Raw genomic sequence first — 16,344 nt, forward strand, 5'->3', positions numbered from 1 at the left:
TTATTTTCCTTTTGCATCGGACAGGTTGCTCAGCACCGCTTCGCGGCTTAACAACGCAGGCAGCACGTGGCCCTGCGGTAATCCCGGTCCGTAGATCTGGTTAAACGGCACGGCGGCGCTGCCGCGCGTGGTTAAGAACTGGCTGATGGTATCTGAGGGGCGGCTCCAGTCGCCGCGCAGGGCGACAACGTCCGGGGCGGAGAGCGCATCCTGCACGTCGTCGCGTAGCAGCACGTTGTATTTATTGGCTTTACAGGTCACGCACCAGTCGGCGGTCACGTCGACGAACACCCGTTTGTTCTCCGCCAGCGCGCGGGCAATGGCCTGCTCGCTGAGCGGCTGCCAGTGAATACGATCGCGGCGGGAACCCTCGCCGCCGGAACCGGATACAAACGCGACCGCCCCGGCCACCACTACAGCTAATACCCCGGCGCGCAGTGCCGTTTGCCAGCGGTAGCGCCAGGCGGTGACCAGCAGCAGCGTAAGGATCAGGAACACGCCCAGCGTGATGACGGGCAGGCTGCCAATGTGCACCGTCAGCAGGCTCAGCAGCCACAGCGATGAGCCGAGCATCATCATCCCCAGCACTACGCGTACGACGTTCATCCAGCGTCCCGGACGCGGCAACCGCTGGGCCAGCCCCGGCCAGGCCGCCACCAGCAGCCACGGCAGGCTCATGCCGATACCCATCGCCAGGAAGATCCCCCACAGCAGGGGAAGCGGCGCCGCCAGCGCGACCGAGACCGCCGTACCCAGGAACGGCGCGGTGCAGGGTGTCGCCAGCAGCGTGGCAAACGCGCCTTGCCAGAAATGACCCGCAAGCCCGTTGCCGCCGCGCGTGGCGAGGAAGGTGCTGGCGCCGGAAGGGAGACGGATTTCAAACAACCCCAGCAGGCTGGCGCTGAAAAGCACCATCACCAGCGCCATCGCGCCAATAAACCACGGATTCTGGAACTGGATCCCCCAGCCGAGCGCCTGATTGCCTAAGCGTAAAACCGTCATCATCAGCGCCAGCGCGAGGAACGAGATCACGATCCCGGCTACCGACGCAAGAAACTGTCGGCGTACCTGACCCCGCGCCTGCCGTTCGGTTTGCATCAGCGTGCCTAGCTTCATGGCCAGCACGGGCAGTACGCAGGGCATGACGTTAAGGATCAGACCGCCCGCCAGCGCCATCAGCAGCACCCAGCCTAACGAGAGCGTCGGCGCGGCGTTCCCCGGCTGAATGCTCAGGCTGGACTCCTGCGCCTGCCCGCTATCGGCCAGAACCAGCGACAGGGTTTTGCCGCTGAGGTTGGGCGCGGCCTCGCCCCAGCTGTCCGTCACGGGCACGGTGGCGACCAGCGAGTCACCGCGCACGGTGAGGGCCGGTTTGCCGAAATCAACATCATCCATACCGTCGATAAACAGGGACGGCGCCTGCCAGCCTGCGTCACGCTGCGCCGTTACGGTCAGCTTGCCGGGGGCATAGGTGGCGTTAAGCGTTGAGGTTAACCCGCCGCTGAGCGGAAGGGTGCCCATGGCCCGACTGAAATCGTAATCAAAACCGGCACCTGCGGATGCGGTCATGTTCAGCGAAAACGGGTAGTCGGTAAGAATACAGACGTTGCTACAGGTGGAGAGCGTCAGTACGCCGCTCAGGATCTTCGGGACGTCGCCCCGCAGAGTGATGGGAAAGCTGACATCGCCGTGGTAGCCCTGCGTGGTGATGCCCGCGACGTCGAAACGCTGCGGCACAGGCCAGCGCCAGATCGCCTCGACGGGCTGATGCCATTTAATCGCGGGTGCGACGCCGCCTTCACCCGGCGAGCGCCAGTAGGTTTTCCAGCCTTTTTGCAGGGCGACGTCCAGCAGCAGGCGGGTTTCGCCAGTGCTTTCGGGTTGCGTACGCAGCCTGACGCTGGCGTGCTGATTATCGGCGGCGCGCAGCCAGCCGCTGTCGGCAGCCTGGCTGAGGGGCAGCCATAGCCAAAGCAGGCAGACCAGCAGTCGCCTGAATACAGTAAACATAAATTTTCTCCGTAAATGATGAATTAACCTGAAGTAACAGGCGAAGGCTCATTCACGGAAGACGCATAATCGCAGATGCACCCTTAACCGGGGCGGGGAGATAACGCGGGGAGGCCACTGTCGTTCGCGGCGCGGTGGACTGGCTGCCAGCAACGCCAGCAGCAGGGTGACGGCAATCAGGGCGCCTTCAAACAAAACAGGCGGGACCGACATCAGCGACTTGGCGCTAAGCTCACACGGGGTTACCGGTGCGTCGGTACTCTCCTGCCCCTGCTGGACAGACTGGCTCGTGGCGGTGACGTTCATGACAAGCGCGTGCATCCCGGCCATCCGCTGGGCGGTGCATATAAGCACCACCAGGCAGGCCAGGGCTACAAGCAGGATAGCGTTGCGTTGTCGCTTGATCATGTTCGCCTCAAATATTCAGGACGCCTATATTATCGGGCGAACATATTTTGGCAACGCAAAAGCTGTAAAGAAGTGTCTGGAAGATAAGCGGTTTGCCCTCTCCGCTTGCAGAGAGGGCGAGCCATTACAGCGTTTCGCCGTTGCTGGCAATGACGGTTTTATACCACTCAAAGCTCTTCTTACGGGAGCGGGACATGTCACCGGTACCGTCGTCGTGCTTGTTGACGTAGATAAAGCCGTAGCGCTTACTGTACTGGCCGGTGGTGAAGGAGACGCAGTCGATGCAGCCCCACGGCGTGTAGCCCATCAGATCCACGCCATCCCAGGTCACCGCCTTCATCATCTCTTCCACGTGGGCGCGCAGGTAGTCGATGCGATAGTCATCGTTGATGCTGCCGTCCTCTTCCACGGTGTCGTAGGCGCCGAAACCATTTTCCACGATAAACAGCGGCTTCTGATAACGTTCGTACAGTTCACACAGCGAATAGCGCAGGCCTACCGGATCAATCTGCCAGCCCCAGTCGGACGCCTTGACGTGTGGGTTCGGCACGCTGCCCTCGAAGCCGGAAATGGCGTCACCGGTACCGCCTTCCGCTTTGACCGCGTTGGTCATGTAGTAGCTGAAACCTAAGTAATCGCAGGTGCCTTCACGCAGGATCTGCTCGTCGCCCGCTTCCATTTTGATGGAGAAGCCACGGCGCTCCCACTCGTTCAGCACGTAAGACGGGTAATAGCCGCGCAGCTGTACGTCGGTAAAGACGTAGCGCTCGCGCATGGATTCCTGAGCGAACATGACATCTTCTGGCTTGCAGGAGTACGGATAGAGCGCCACCATCGCCAGCATGCAGCCGACTTTCATTTCCGGGTTAATGCGGCGTGCGGCTTTCACCGCCAGCGCGCTGGCCACGAACTGGTGGTGCAGCACCTGGTACATGGTCTCTTCCGGGTTGTCGTGCTCGGTATAGACCACGCCAGAGCAGCAGTAGCCGAACAGCGGCGCACGCCAGTTGCGCTGGTTGTTGATTTCGTTGAAGGTCATCCAGTATTTGACCTTATTTTTGTAGCGCTCAAATACCACTTCCGAGAAGCGCACAAAGAAATCGACCACTTTACGGTTGGTCCATCCGCCATATTCCTGAACGAGGTGCAGCGGCATTTCAAAGTGGGAGAGGGTGATCACCGGCTCGATGTTGTACTTCAGCAGTTCATCGAACATGTCGTCGTAAAACTTCAGCCCCTCTTCGTTTGGCTGAGTTTCGTCGCCTTTCGGGAAGATGCGCGTCCAGGCGATGGAGGTACGGAAACATTTGAAGCCCATCTCGGCAAACAGCCTGATGTCTTCTTTGTAATGGCCGTAGAAGTCGACGGCTTCGTGGTTCGGGTAATATTTGCCTTCAATCACTTCCTGCGTGATTTCTCGCGGAACGCCGTGTGCGCCGCCGGTGAGCACGTCGCAGATGCTTGGCCCTTTGCCGCCTTTGTTCCAGCCGCCTTCAACCTGGTGCGCCGCTACCGCGCCGCCCCATAAAAAATCTTTCGGTAAGGTGAGTTTTTTCATCTTTGCTATTCTCAATTCAGGACTTATTGATTTCGAGTCTAGCAAAGCGGAATTAAATGTCACGATATAACATTTTGCGGAAATTGTAATTTGTCACATCAAAAAAACAGGATGTTTTATTCTGTTAATTTCTTCGCCAGTTTCCGGCCTAATGATTCCAGAATATAGATGACGGGAATTTGCGTGGTGATATCGTAAACGCCGCCAATGCGCGTTTGCGGGACATGCCAGGAGAGGTTAAAGTCCGCCAGCTTTGCGAGACGTGAATGTTCGTGGCTGGTGACTGAGAGCACCTTGCAGTGGTGCAGGCTGAACTGGCTGGCGAAGCGCAGGATCTCCTCGGTTTCGCCGGAGACGGAGAGTACAATAGCCAGCGCATTTTTAGCCATGTCGTTAGTGACCGGGAAATAAGGATCGTCGATATGGTTGCTGAATTTCCCGATATTTGAAAAGAAACGTGCGCCATATTTTGCCAGCGATCCGGAGGTGCCCGCACCGACAAAAATAATTCGTTCAGATGATAAAATAATATCGACCGCGTTATCTAATAGCGCATCAAACTCTTCGTTATTTACGCTTTTAAAGAAGCTGATAATTTCACTGGCACCAAAATTCGCCTGCTGCGGCTCGTTCTGCTCCAGATAGAGTTTAAAGCGCACCCGAAATTCCGAGTAGCCATCGCAGTTAAGCTTGCGGCAGAAGCGCAGGATGGTAGTAGTGGAAACGCCCGCCGCATCCGCCAGCTCGCGGATGGTCATGTACATCACTTTATCGCGGTTCTTAATGACATAGTTGTAGACCATCATTTCCAGATTGTTGAGGCTGGCAATGGCGGAATGGCTGAACATACTCACAATGGCTAAACTCGCTGTCGGACACTATTCCTGAAGCATACCATGATGACGAAGGGCGGGAGACGGATTTATCTCCTTGATTACTTAGATGTTAATGAAATCATTTACACCTGTGCGGTGGATTGTTTTTACATTATGCTGATTTATAAGGATAAATCTTGAATGTGGATTTATTTTAGCTAACAGGTGTTCACTGGAATCATTCTCAGTTAGCATAGACTGGCGATGAATAATCATCTTTTGTTTTCCCGGAGTTAAGTATGGTGAGCAGACCATTAATCGCACAGGGATATTCGCTGGCTGAGGAAGTAGCCAACAGTATAAGCCACGGCATTGGCCTGGTTTTTGGGATTGTCGGCTTAGTGTTATTGCTGGTACAGGCAGTGGATACCAACGCCAGCGCGATGGCCATTACCAGCTACAGCCTGTATGGCGGGAGTATGATCCTGCTTTTCCTGGCCTCAACGCTGTATCACGCTATTCCGCATCAACGGGCGAAGATATGGCTCAAGAAATTTGACCACTGCGCTATCTATCTTCTTATTGCGGGTACCTATACGCCGTTTTTGCTGGTGGGGCTCAACTCACCGCTGTCGCGTGGCCTGATGATTGTGATCTGGAGCCTGGCGCTGCTGGGGATCCTGTTTAAGCTGACCATTGCGCACCGGTTTAAAGTGTTGTCGCTGGTTACCTATCTGACAATGGGCTGGCTGTCGCTGATTGTGGTGTATCAGTTAGCCATTAAGCTGGCGGTGGGGGGCGTGACGCTTCTGGCGGTGGGCGGGGTGGTCTACTCGCTGGGCGTGATTTTCTACGTCTGCAAGCGTATCCCGTATAACCATGCCATCTGGCACGGCTTTGTGCTGGGCGGCAGCGTGTGCCACTTCCTGGCAATTTATCTGTATGTTGGGCAGGTGTAGTTTTTTTGTAAGGTGCGGTCTGATGCCCCCACCCCGACCCTCTCCCACAGGGAGAGGGAGAATATCAACACCGTAGGCCCGGTAAACGCAGCGCCACCGGGCGATACAGCATCAATCTTCCAGAGAATACGGTAGCGGCTCAATGCTGAGCGTGTTTGCATCATCCCGCACGCGGAACACGCTGTCGGGCTCCATATCATTATTCATGACAACCTGCACCAGCAGGCGGCCATCATCGAGCTGGACGGCGGCTAACACGGTGCCGGTACGGCGCCAGTTTTCGCCCATCTTCATCTCAAGATCTTCACCCGCTTCCGGCACACGGCTGGCGTGACCAGCCAGTGTCCACAGGGCGCGTTTGTTCGCGCCGCGGAATTTCGCACGCGCCACCATTTCCTGACCGGTGTAGCAGCCCTTCTTAAAGCTGATACCACCCAGCGCCTGGATGTTTGTCGCCTGCGGGATAAACTGCGCGCTGTTTGCCGCGTCAATCACCGGCAGGCCCGCTTCGATGTTCAGCGCCAGCCACTGCTGGCTGTTGTTGAGCTGTGCTTCACCGCGCAGGGCGTCAGTGACGCGTTCCGCCGTTGCTTCGTCGGTTACCAGCAGGAAGCGCTCCGCCGGGTGTTCGAGCCACAGAATGGAGGTCGCTCCCTCGCTGACCAGCTGTTTTTCAGCATCCGGCAGCTCGGCAAACAGGTTTTTCAGCGCTGCACGCGCCTGGAAACCCGCGACCCCCAGCAGAACGTGTTCATCGTCCGGGGCGATGGTGACTTTAGAAAAGACCGCGTATTTTTTCAGCTCTTTAAGCTGGGCGTCACGCAGGCTGCGGCGCTCAATAAAGGCGAATCCGTCCTGACGGCGGAACAGACGCAGGTTGCTCCACATTTTGCCTTTTGGATCGCAATGCGCGGCCAGCAGATGCTGGTGCTCAGTCAACTGCGCCACGTCCGCCGTGACCTGGCCTTGCAGGTATTTTTCACTGTCCGCACCAGTCAGTGTCGCCAGTGCCCAGTCATCAAGAGTAATCAGCGTCAGCGGCAGACGCGCAGAGGCGGCGGGCTGGCGAGGAGAAAATGGTATAAATGCCATAGTGATGTCCTGAATTGCTTAACGCTTTGATAATACCTAATGGTAAAAGAGACTGTATTCAATGCAAGCGCTTTCAGCAGGCCATTCGTGCCATTACGCGGTTATGCGTGGCGCTACGCAAAATAGTGTAATCCGCTGTCTTTATAAGGATTATTCAGGGAGCCTGCTCGAGGTTCGCAATATTCCAGTAAAGAAACGGTCAAAAACACGTTACACTAGCAGGTGTTCCCGGAGAGCAATAATGAATACCAAACGGGATACCGACTGTGCCAAACGTAATGCAGGAAACAGAACATGGATATTAACAACAAGGCCCGTATTCACTGGGCGTGCCGTCGCGGCATGCGTGAACTTGATATCTCCATCATGCCTTTCTTCGAGTATGAGTACGACAGCTTAAGCGATGACGATAAGCGCCTGTTTGTCCGTCTGCTTGAGTCTGACGATCCGGATTTATTCAACTGGCTGATGAATCACGGCAAGCCCGCCGACACCGAGTTGCAACGGATGGTGCAATTAATTCAAACACGGAATCAGGAACGTGGTCCTGTGGCAATCTGATCTTCGCGTCTCGTGGCGCTCACAGTGGATGTCCTTACTGCTCCACGGGCTGGTGGCGGCACTGGTGTTATTGGTGCCGTGGCCGCTTAGCTATACCCCTCTGTGGTTGCTATTGCTGTCGTTTGTGGTGTTTGACAGCGTGCGCAGCCAGCGTCGAATCAACGCCCGTCAGGGTGAAATTAAGCTGCTGATGGATTCTCGCCTGCGCTGGCAGGGAAAAGAGTGGGAGATGATGGGGACGCCGTGGATGCTTAACACCGGGATGATGCTACGGCTGCGTCGGGTCGAGGATAACCGTCGCCAGCACCTGTGGCTGGCCGCAGACAGTATGGATCCCGCGGAGTGGCGAGATCTGCGCCGGTTGATCGTGCAACAGCCGACGCAGGAGTAAATCAGCTGAATTGCTCGGCCATCTCACCCAGAATCTGCTCGCACCAGCTCTGGAGGCGCTCGTCGCTAAGATCGTACTGGTTGGTTTCATCCAGCGCGAGCCCGACAAACAGCTGACCGTCGGCAATAATCGGTTTTTGACTGGTGAACTCATAGCCTTCCGTAGGCCAGTAGCCGATAAAGGTCGCGCCCTTTGGCGCCAGTTTGTCGTGCAGCATGCCGAGTGCGTCAAGGAACCACTCCCCGTAGCCCAACTGGTCGCCCATGCCGTACATCGCAATGATTTTGCCTTCAAAATTGACTGAATCGAGCTGATCCCAGATGGCTTCCCAGTCTTCCTGAATCTCACCAAAGTCCCAGGTAGGGATACCCAGAATGAGCACATCGTACTGCTCCATCAAGGCAACCGCGTCATCTTTCAGGTTATGCAGCGTCACCAGTTCCGGGCCAATGATGTCACGAATTTTCTCCGCCGCCATTTCGGTGTAGCAGGTGCTGGAACCATAGAACAGACCAATATTCATCGCGTAACTATCTCAATTCTTGCTATGACTTTGCGCGTAGTGTACCAGAAACCGATGGCATTCAGGCATAATGGCCAGATTGCAGAACCAAAGGGGCTGATGTGGAAAAGGATCTCGCACTCATCGAACAGTTTCTCGACGCGCTGTGGCTGGAGAAAAACCTCGCTGAAAATACGCTCAGCGCCTATCGTCGGGATCTCACGCTGCTGGTCGAGTGGCTGGCACATCGTGGGCTGACGCTTGAAAGCGCGCAAAGCGATGACCTGCAAGGGTTACTGGCTGAGCGGATGGAAGGGGGGTACAAAGCCACCAGCTCTGCACGTCTGCTGAGCGCCATGCGCCGCCTGTTCCAGCACCTGTACCGCGAGAAGATCCGCGCGGATGACCCCAGCGCACTGCTGGCATCGCCTAAACTGCCTCAGCGGCTGCCAAAAGATCTCAGTGAAGCACAAGTTGAGAGATTATTACAGTCGCCCGCAGTTGACCTTCCGCTGGAGTTACGCGATAAAGCCATGCTTGAACTATTGTATGCCACGGGCTTGCGCGTTTCCGAGCTGGTGGGCCTGACGATGAGCGATATCAGCCTGCGTCAGGGCGTGGTGCGCGTTATCGGTAAAGGGAACAAAGAACGGCTGGTGCCGCTGGGTGAAGAGGCGGTCTACTGGCTGGAGACGTATCTGGAACACGGGCGTCCGTGGCTGCTGAACGGCGTCTCCATAGATGTATTGTTCCCGAGCCAGCGCGCGCAGCAGATGACGCGACAAACGTTCTGGCATCGCATTAAACATTACGCCACACTGGCGGGTATTGACAGTGAGAAGCTGTCGCCGCACGTTTTGCGTCACGCCTTCGCGACGCATCTGTTAAACCACGGCGCTGATTTACGCGTGGTGCAGATGTTGCTTGGACACAGCGATCTTTCAACGACGCAAATATACACCCATGTCGCGACGGAACGCCTGCGGCAGCTACACCAACAGCACCACCCTCGCGCGTGAGTGCCGACGAATTGTTACAGGAACAAATATGAAAAAGTCTTTAGCGCTGCTCACCCTGCTGGCAGCTTCGATTTCCGGTATTGCCCATGCGGACGATGCCGCCATTAAACAGTCTCTGACGAAACTCGGCGTCGCCAGCAGCGAGATCCAGCCAGCGCCGGTGGCTGGCATGAAAACGGTGCTGACCAACAGCGGCGTGCTGTACGTGACCGAAGACGGCAAGCACATCATTCAGGGGCCTATGTACGACGTGAGCGGCGCGCAGCCGGTGAACGTCACCAACCAACTGCTGATGAAAAACCTGAACGCGCTCGAAAAAGAGATGATTGTCTACAAGGCGGCGCAGGAAAAGCACGTTATTACCGTCTTCACCGACATCACCTGCGGCTACTGCCACAAGCTGCATGAAGAGATGAAAGACTACAACGCGCTGGGCATTACCGTGCGTTACCTGGCTTTCCCACGCGCCGGCGTGCAGAGCCAGCCTGAGCAGGATATGAAAGCGATCTGGTGTGCGAAAGACCGCAACAAGGCCTTTGATGACGCGATGAACGGCAAAGGCGTGAAGCCCGCGTCCTGCGATATCGACATCGCTAACCACTACGCGCTGGGCGTACAGTTTGGCGTGAGCGGTACGCCAGCCATTGTGTTGAGTAACGGCTACGTGGTGCCGGGCTACCAGGGGCCAAAAGAGATGAAAGCGTTCCTCGACGAGCACCAGAAACAGATGGGTGGTAAATAATTCGCGTGAAAGCCCCGATAAAACTGCGCCGCCGCGATGCGGGTGAAACCGCGGATTTACCAGACACGCTTCCGCTGCTGTTAAAGCGGCTGTACGCCAGCCGTGGCGTGCGTACGGCAAGCGATCTTGAGCGCAGCGTCAAAGGCATGCTGCCCTGGCAAGCGCTGAGTGGCATCGAAAAAGCGACTGAAATGCTCTACGACGCGTTCCGGGAAGGCACGCGGATTGTCGTGGTGGGCGATTTCGATGCCGACGGCGCAACCAGTACCGCGCTGAGCGTGCTCAGCCTGCGTGCGCTGGGCTGTGATAACGTGACTTACCTGGTGCCGAACCGGTTTGAAGACGGCTACGGCCTCAGCCCGGAAGTGGTCGATCAGGCCCATGCCCGTGGCGCACAGATGATCATGACCGTGGATAACGGGATCTCTTCTCATGCGGGGGTCGATCATGCCCATGCGCTGGGGATCCCGGTACTGGTCACCGATCACCACCTGCCGGGAGAAACCCTGCCTGCCGCCGAAGCCATCATTAACCCGAACCTGCGCGACTGCGATTTCCCGTCGAAATCGCTGGCCGGAGTAGGGGTGGCGTTTTATCTGATGCTGGCGTTACGCACGTTGCTGCGTGATAAGGGCTGGTTCGAATCGCGTGGGGTTGCCGTGCCGAACCTCGCGGAGTATCTCGATCTGGTGGCGCTGGGAACCGTGGCGGACGTGGTGCCGCTCGATACCAATAACCGTATTCTCACCTGGCAGGGCTTAAGCCGCATTCGGGCAGGTAAATGCCGTCCGGGGATTAAGGCGCTGCTGGAAATTGCCAACCGCGATCCGCTGAAGCTTGCGGCAAGCGATTTAGGCTTTGCCCTCGGCCCGCGCCTGAACGCGGCGGGGCGGCTGGATGATATGTCGGTTGGCGTTGCGCTGCTGCTGTGCGACAACATCGGCGAAGCGCGCGTGCTGGCCAGTGAGCTGGACGCACTCAACCAGACCCGTAAAGAGATTGAGCAGGGCATGCAGGCCGAAGCGCTGACCCTGTGCGAAAAGCTGGAGCGCAGCGGCGATACCCTGCCGGGCGGGCTGGCGATGTATCACCCCGAATGGCACCAGGGCGTGGTGGGCATTCTGGCGTCGCGCATTAAAGAGCGTTTCCACCGCCCGGTGATCGCGTTCGCCCCCGCCGGGGACGGCACGCTGAAAGGCTCCGGTCGTTCCATTCAGGGTCTGCATATGCGCGATGCGCTGGAGCGTCTGGATACGCTGCATCCGAACCTGATGATTAAGTTCGGCGGTCACGCGATGGCGGCAGGCCTGTCGCTGGAAGAGGCGAAGTTCGACGAGTTCCAGCGTCTGTTTGGCGAACTGGTCACCGAGTGGATCGATCCGGCTCTGTTGCAGGGTGAAGTGGTTTCTGACGGTGAGCTTTCACCGGCTGAAATGACCATGGAGGTGGCGCAGATGCTGCGCGATGCCGGCCCGTGGGGGCAGATGTTCCCGGAACCGCTTTTCGACGGACGTTTTCGTTTGCTGCAACAGCGCATCGTGGGCGAACGCCATCTCAAAGTGATGGTGGAACCGGTCGGCGGCGGACCGCTGCTCGATGGCATCGCCTTTAACGTTGATACCTCCATCTGGCCGGACAACGGCGTGCGCGAGGTTGAGCTGGCCTATAAGCTGGATATTAACGAGTTCCGCGGTAACCGCTCTCTTCAGATCATCATCGACAATATCTGGCCAATTTAGCGTCAGTAATCTCTATAAAAAAGGGCGTGGATTCGGTACAATCCCGCTCTTATCACCGCATTTTGACAAGCTCATAAAAGAAAACAGACCATGTTTGAAATTAATCCGGTAAAAAACCGCATTCAGGACCTCACGGAGCGCTCTGACGTTCTTAGGGGGTATCTTTGACTACGATGCCAAGAAAGAGCGTCTCGAAGAAGTAAACGCCGAGCTGGAACAGCCGGACGTCTGGAACGAACCTGAGCGCGCTCAGGCGCTGGGTAAAGAGCGTTCCTCCCTCGAAGCCATCGTAGATACGCTGGATCAAATGGCGCAGGGTCTGGAAGATGTTTCTGGGCTGCTGGAGCTGGCTGTCGAAGCCGACGACGAAGAAACCTTTAACGAAGCCGTGGCAGAGCTCGACGTGCTGGAAGAGAAGCTGGCGCAGCTGGAATTCCGTCGCATGTTCTCCGGCGAATACGATAGCGCTGACTGCTATCTCGATATTCAGGCAGGTTCTGGCGGTACCGAAGCGCAGGACTGGGCGAGCATGCTGATGCGCATGTACCTGCGCTGGGCGGAAGCGCGCGGTTTCAAAACCGAGATTATCGAAGAGTCCGAAGGTGAAGTGGCGGGTATCAAATCCGTCACCATCAAGATTATTGGCGATTACGCCTACGGCTGGCTGCGTACCGAGACCGGCGTTCACCGCCTGGTGCGTAAGAGCCCGTTCGATTCCGGCGGCCGCCGTCACACCTCCTTCAGCTCCGCGTTTGTCTACCCGGAAGTGGATGAAGATATTGATATCGACATCAACCCGGCGGACCTGCGTATCGACGTTTACCGCGCATCCGGCGCGGGTGGTCAGCACGTTAACCGTACGGAATCTGCGGTGCGTATTACCCACATTCCAACCGGGCTGGTAACACAGTGCCAGAACGACCGTTCCCAGCATAAGAACAAAGACCAGGCCATGAAGCAGATGAAAGCGAAGCTTTATGAGCTGGAGATGCAGAAGAAAAATGCTGAGAAGCAGGCGATGGAAGACAACAAGTCCGATATCGGCTGGGGCAGCCAGATCCGTTCTTACGTCCTTGATGACTCCCGCATCAAAGACCTGCGTACCGGGGTTGAAACCCGCAACACGCAGGCGGTGCTGGACGGCAGCCTGGACCAATTTATCGAAGCAAGTTTGAAAGCAGGGTTATGAGGAACCAACATGTCTGAACAACAAGCACAGGGCGCTGACGCGGTAGTCGATCTTAACAACGAACTGAAAACCCGCCGCGAGAAGCTGGCAGCGCTGCGCGAGCAGGGCGTGCCGTTCCCGAACGATTTTCGTCGTGACCACACCTCAGACCAACTGCACGCAGACTTCGACGGTAAAGAGAACGAAGAGCTGGAAGCGCTGAACGTTGAAGTGTCCGTGGCGGGCCGCATGATGACCCGTCGTATCATGGGTAAAGCGTCCTTCGTGACCTTACAGGACGTTGGCGGCCGCATTCAGCTGTACGTCTCTCGTGACGACCTGCCGGAAGGCATCTACAACGAGCAGTTCAAAAAGTGGGACCTCGGCGATATCCTGGGCGCTAAAGGTAAACTGTTCAAAACCAAGACCGGTGAACTGTCTATCCACTGCACCGAACTGCGTCTGCTGACCAAAGCCCTGCGCCCGCTGCCGGACAAGTTCCACGGTTTGCAGGATCAGGAAGCGCGCTATCGTCAGCGTTACCTGGATCTCATCTCTAACGATGAATCCCGTAAGACCTTCAAAATTCGCTCCCAGATCATGGCCGGTATTCGCCAGTTCATGGTTAACCGCGACTTTATGGAAGTAGAAACCCCGATGATGCAGGTGATCCCAGGCGGTGCCTCTGCCCGTCCGTTCATCACCCATCACAACGCCCTGGACCTGGACATGTACCTGCGTATCGCGCCGGAACTGTACCTGAAGCGTCTGGTGGTCGGCGGTTTCGACCGTGTGTTTGAGATCAACCGTAACTTCCGTAACGAAGGTATCTCCGTACGTCATAACCCAGAGTTCACCATGATGGAACTCTATATGGCGTATGCGGATTACAAAGATCTGATCGAGCTGACTGAATCCTTGTTCCGCACCCTGGCGCAGGACATTCTGGGCACCACCCAGGTGCCTTACGGTGAAGAGGTGTTCGACTTCGGCAAGCCGTTCGAAAAACTGACCATGCGCGAAGCGATCAAGAAATACCGTCCGGAAACCAACATGGCGGATCTGGATAACTTCGACTCTGCGAAAGCGATCGCTGAAAGCATCGGTATTAAGGTTGAGAAGAGCTGGGGCCTGGGTCGTATCGTGACCGAGATCTTCGAAGAAGTGGCCGAAGCGCATCTGATTCAGCCGACCTTCATCACTGAATACCCGGCGGAGGTGTCTCCCCTGGCGCGTCGTAATGACGAGAACCCGGAAATCACTGACCGCTTCGAATTCTTCATCGGTGGCCGCGAAATCGGTAACGGCTTTAGCGAGCTGAACGATGCAGAAGATCAGGCGCAGCGCTTCCAGGATCAGGTTAACGCGAAAGCGGCAGGCGACGACGAAGCGATGTTCTTCGACGAAGACTACGTGACCGCGCTGGAGCACGGTCTGCCGCCGACGGCTGGCCTGGGTATTGGTATCGACCGTATGGTGATGCTGTTCACCAACAGCCACACCATCCGCGACGTGATCCTGTTCCCGGCGATGCGTCCGGTGAAATAAGCCGTTAAGACGTAAAAAAAGCCCCGTGCGTTTATCGCCGGGGCTTTTTTATTGCGCCGCGAAGGCGCTGAGTTTTTCACGCGCGGTGTTCGCTTCCTGCACCATCCACGGGCTAAATGCCCACGGTGTGGCGTCCAGCGCGCGGAATAGCGCGTCCAGCTCCACCCACTGATACTCCATCACTTCATCGTCATTGATTGCGAGGGTATTCGTTACGCGGGCGGCATAGACCGGGCAGATTTCGTTTTCAACGATCCCTGACGGGTCGGCTTCACGGTAGCGGAACTCCGGGGCAATGGGGGTGATGTCTGTGATTTCGGCGCCGACTTCAAAGCGGCAGCGGCGGATAATCGCCTGCTCTGTCGCTTCGTCGGCCTGTGGATGGCCGCAAACGGAGTTGGTCCATACGCCGGGCCAGGCTTTTTTACTTAATGCGCGCCGGGTGATCAGACATTCTCCATTAGCGTTAAACAGCCATGAAGAGAAGGCCAGGTGTAGCGGGGTGTGTGACGTGTGCGCGGCGTACTTCTCCTGAGTGCCAATCACCTTTCCCTGGTCATTTACCAAAATAACGTGTTCTTGAATACTCATTGATGCTCCAGTGCCAAAATGCTTAATGGTTCAGCACCACCAGCGGAATTATTATACTGCATTCTTATGCGAACGGTTTGGCCCACAGAGCGGAAAAGGGCATGACCCGCATCAGTTTGGGCTGCTATCATAGTGCGCCATTCACGCTGACCGAGGAGCTGTTTTGTTTGCAGGAAGCCTGACGAGAAACCCGATCATTGCCGTTTTCTGCCTGACGCTGACGCTACTTGTAGCAGGATGCTCGGGGAGTAAATCTTCGGATATGGGCAGTTATTCCGGTGCAGTCTATACCGTTAAGCGCGGGGACACGCTCTACCGCATCTCACGCGCCACGGGAACCAGCGTGAAGGAGCTGGCGCGCCTGAATAATATCTCTCCACCGTATACTATTGAGGTAGGGCAGAAGCTCAAGGTTAACGGCGGTTCCTCCTCAGGGAAAAAGTCCTCAACGCGTAAAACGGCCAAAGTCACGCCATCCTATCAGGTGCCTAAATCATCCTGGCCGCCGGTTGGTCAGCGCTGCTGGATCTGGCCTGCAAGCGGAAAAGTGGTTGCGCCGTACTCGCTCTCGGAAGGTGGCAATAAAGGTATTGATATCGCTGCTGCACGCGGCACTCCGGTTTACGCTTCAGGGGCCGGGAAGGTGGTCTATGTCGGTAACCAGCTTCGTGGATACGGTAACCTGATCATGATTAAGCATGGTGAGGACTACATTACGGCGTATGCGCATAACGACACGATGTTGGTCAATAACGGGCAGAACGTGAAGGCGGGGCAGAAGATTGCGACCATGGGCAGTACCGGGACGGATACGGTTAAGCTGCACTTCCAGATCCGCTATAAGGCCACGGCCATCGATCCGCAGCGTTATCTTCCGGCGCAGGGCAGTAAGCCGAAGTGTTAAGTGATTATTTAATCGCCACTTAGTGGGGTAAAGGCTTGTATGAAGAGGCGTAAGGTCTATAATGCCTTACGCACCTCAAAGCGGGCGTAGTTCAATGGTAGAACGAGAGCTTCCCAAGCTCTATACGAGGGTTCGATTCCCTTCGCCCGCTCCAGAATTTCCCCAAGTAGAACCGTTCAAAAACTTTCTTTATTTCAGTAGGTTGCTCAGTAGCGCTGACTAACTTGTTTAGGCGTTATGTCCTGTAGAGCATTGACGTCCTCCCTGCACACGAAATGCAGGTAACCCTCTGACAGTCTTATGAAATCGCTGTGCTTCGCTTGTCTTCTAACCTCTA

Annotated in this window: 16 protein-coding genes and 1 tRNA gene; 10 read left to right on the forward strand and 7 right to left on the reverse strand. The window is 56.4% G+C overall.

Annotated features, from left to right (window positions below; genetic code table 11):
• The 4 genes from IM290_RS04345 to IM290_RS04360 form a co-directional block, all read right to left on the reverse strand.
• Positions 1-2,010, reverse strand: a complete 2,010-nt coding sequence (locus IM290_RS04345) for a protein-disulfide reductase DsbD domain-containing protein (RefSeq protein ID WP_193041482.1) — start codon at positions 2,008-2,010, stop codon at positions 1-3.
• Between the two features lie 48 nt (positions 2,011-2,058).
• Complete coding sequence (locus IM290_RS04350) at positions 2,059-2,418, reverse strand: hypothetical protein (protein ID WP_003863427.1); 360 nt, start codon at positions 2,416-2,418, stop codon at positions 2,059-2,061.
• Between the two features lie 124 nt (positions 2,419-2,542).
• Positions 2,543-3,976, reverse strand: coding sequence for a 6-phospho-beta-glucosidase BglA (bglA, locus tag IM290_RS04355; protein WP_017382891.1), 1,434 nt, complete (start codon positions 3,974-3,976; stop codon positions 2,543-2,545).
• A 116-nt stretch (positions 3,977-4,092) separates the two neighbouring features.
• Positions 4,093-4,824: a MurR/RpiR family transcriptional regulator gene (locus tag IM290_RS04360; RefSeq protein WP_015571796.1), complete on the reverse strand. Its 732-nt coding sequence runs from the start codon at positions 4,822-4,824 to the stop codon at positions 4,093-4,095.
• A gap of 266 nt (positions 4,825-5,090) precedes the next feature.
• On the opposite strand from IM290_RS04360, the gene IM290_RS04365 reads away from it, so the two are divergent.
• Positions 5,091-5,750, forward strand: a complete 660-nt coding sequence (locus tag IM290_RS04365) for a hemolysin III family protein (protein ID WP_003863433.1) — start codon at positions 5,091-5,093, stop codon at positions 5,748-5,750.
• Positions 5,751-5,861: 111 nt separating this feature from the next.
• Here IM290_RS04365 and ygfZ read toward each other — a convergent pair whose 3' ends face one another.
• On the reverse strand, positions 5,862-6,842 hold the full coding sequence (ygfZ, locus tag IM290_RS04370; protein ID WP_193041481.1) for a tRNA-modifying protein YgfZ: 981 nt from the start codon (positions 6,840-6,842) through the stop codon (positions 5,862-5,864).
• Between the two features lie 294 nt (positions 6,843-7,136).
• Between ygfZ and sdhE the strand changes: the two genes are divergently transcribed.
• Positions 7,137-7,403: an FAD assembly factor SdhE gene (gene sdhE / locus IM290_RS04375; RefSeq protein WP_003863437.1), complete on the forward strand. Its 267-nt coding sequence runs from the start codon at positions 7,137-7,139 to the stop codon at positions 7,401-7,403.
• Positions 7,384-7,794 (forward strand): protein YgfX, encoded by a 411-nt coding sequence (locus tag IM290_RS04380; protein ID WP_017382887.1) that lies wholly within the window; start codon positions 7,384-7,386, stop codon positions 7,792-7,794. The genes sdhE and IM290_RS04380 overlap by 20 nt, the downstream gene beginning before the upstream one ends.
• 1 nt (position 7,795) lies before the next feature.
• Here the strand turns inward: IM290_RS04380 and fldB are convergent, their stop codons facing one another.
• Complete coding sequence (fldB, locus tag IM290_RS04385; RefSeq protein ID WP_015571793.1) at positions 7,796-8,317, reverse strand: flavodoxin FldB; 522 nt, start codon at positions 8,315-8,317, stop codon at positions 7,796-7,798.
• A 101-nt stretch (positions 8,318-8,418) separates the two neighbouring features.
• On the opposite strand from fldB, the gene xerD reads away from it, so the two are divergent.
• The 5 genes from xerD (at position 8,419) to lysS (ending at position 14,512) form a co-directional block, all read left to right on the forward strand.
• Complete coding sequence (gene xerD / locus IM290_RS04390; RefSeq protein WP_003863442.1) at positions 8,419-9,315, forward strand: site-specific tyrosine recombinase XerD; 897 nt, start codon at positions 8,419-8,421, stop codon at positions 9,313-9,315.
• Between the two features lie 28 nt (positions 9,316-9,343).
• Positions 9,344-10,057, forward strand: a complete 714-nt coding sequence (gene dsbC, locus IM290_RS04395; RefSeq protein WP_023295380.1) for a bifunctional protein-disulfide isomerase/oxidoreductase DsbC — start codon at positions 9,344-9,346, stop codon at positions 10,055-10,057.
• Positions 10,058-10,062: 5 nt separating this feature from the next.
• Positions 10,063-11,796: a single-stranded-DNA-specific exonuclease RecJ gene (gene recJ, locus IM290_RS04400; RefSeq protein WP_193041480.1), complete on the forward strand. Its 1,734-nt coding sequence runs from the start codon at positions 10,063-10,065 to the stop codon at positions 11,794-11,796.
• 90 nt (positions 11,797-11,886) lie between these two features.
• A protein-coding gene (gene prfB / locus IM290_RS04405) for a peptide chain release factor 2 (protein WP_096147815.1) occupies positions 11,887-12,985 on the forward strand; the annotation gives its coding sequence in 2 pieces (ribosomal slippage) (positions 11,887-11,961 and positions 11,963-12,985; 1,098 coding nt in all).
• A 9-nt stretch (positions 12,986-12,994) separates the two neighbouring features.
• Entirely contained in the window at positions 12,995-14,512 is a 1,518-nt protein-coding gene (lysS, locus tag IM290_RS04410; protein WP_003863452.1) for a lysine--tRNA ligase, read from the forward strand.
• A 48-nt stretch (positions 14,513-14,560) separates the two neighbouring features.
• Here lysS and idi read toward each other — a convergent pair whose 3' ends face one another.
• Entirely contained in the window at positions 14,561-15,103 is a 543-nt protein-coding gene (gene idi, locus IM290_RS04415; protein WP_003863454.1) for an isopentenyl-diphosphate Delta-isomerase, read from the reverse strand.
• A gap of 163 nt (positions 15,104-15,266) precedes the next feature.
• On the opposite strand from idi, the gene actS reads away from it, so the two are divergent.
• Together actS and IM290_RS04425 are read left to right on the forward strand one after the other, a co-directional pair.
• The gene (actS, locus tag IM290_RS04420) at positions 15,267-16,007 is read left to right on the forward strand and encodes an amidase activator ActS (RefSeq protein WP_022651807.1); all 741 of its coding nucleotides are present in this window, start codon (positions 15,267-15,269) and stop codon (positions 16,005-16,007) included.
• An 80-nt stretch (positions 16,008-16,087) separates the two neighbouring features.
• Positions 16,088-16,161: transfer RNA gene (locus IM290_RS04425), tRNA-Gly, on the forward strand.
• Positions 16,162-16,344: the final 183 nt, after the last annotated feature.

This window comes from Enterobacter cloacae complex sp. S1 (assembly GCF_014930525.1).
Lineage (GTDB): Bacteria > Pseudomonadota > Gammaproteobacteria > Enterobacterales > Enterobacteriaceae > Enterobacter > Enterobacter hormaechei_C.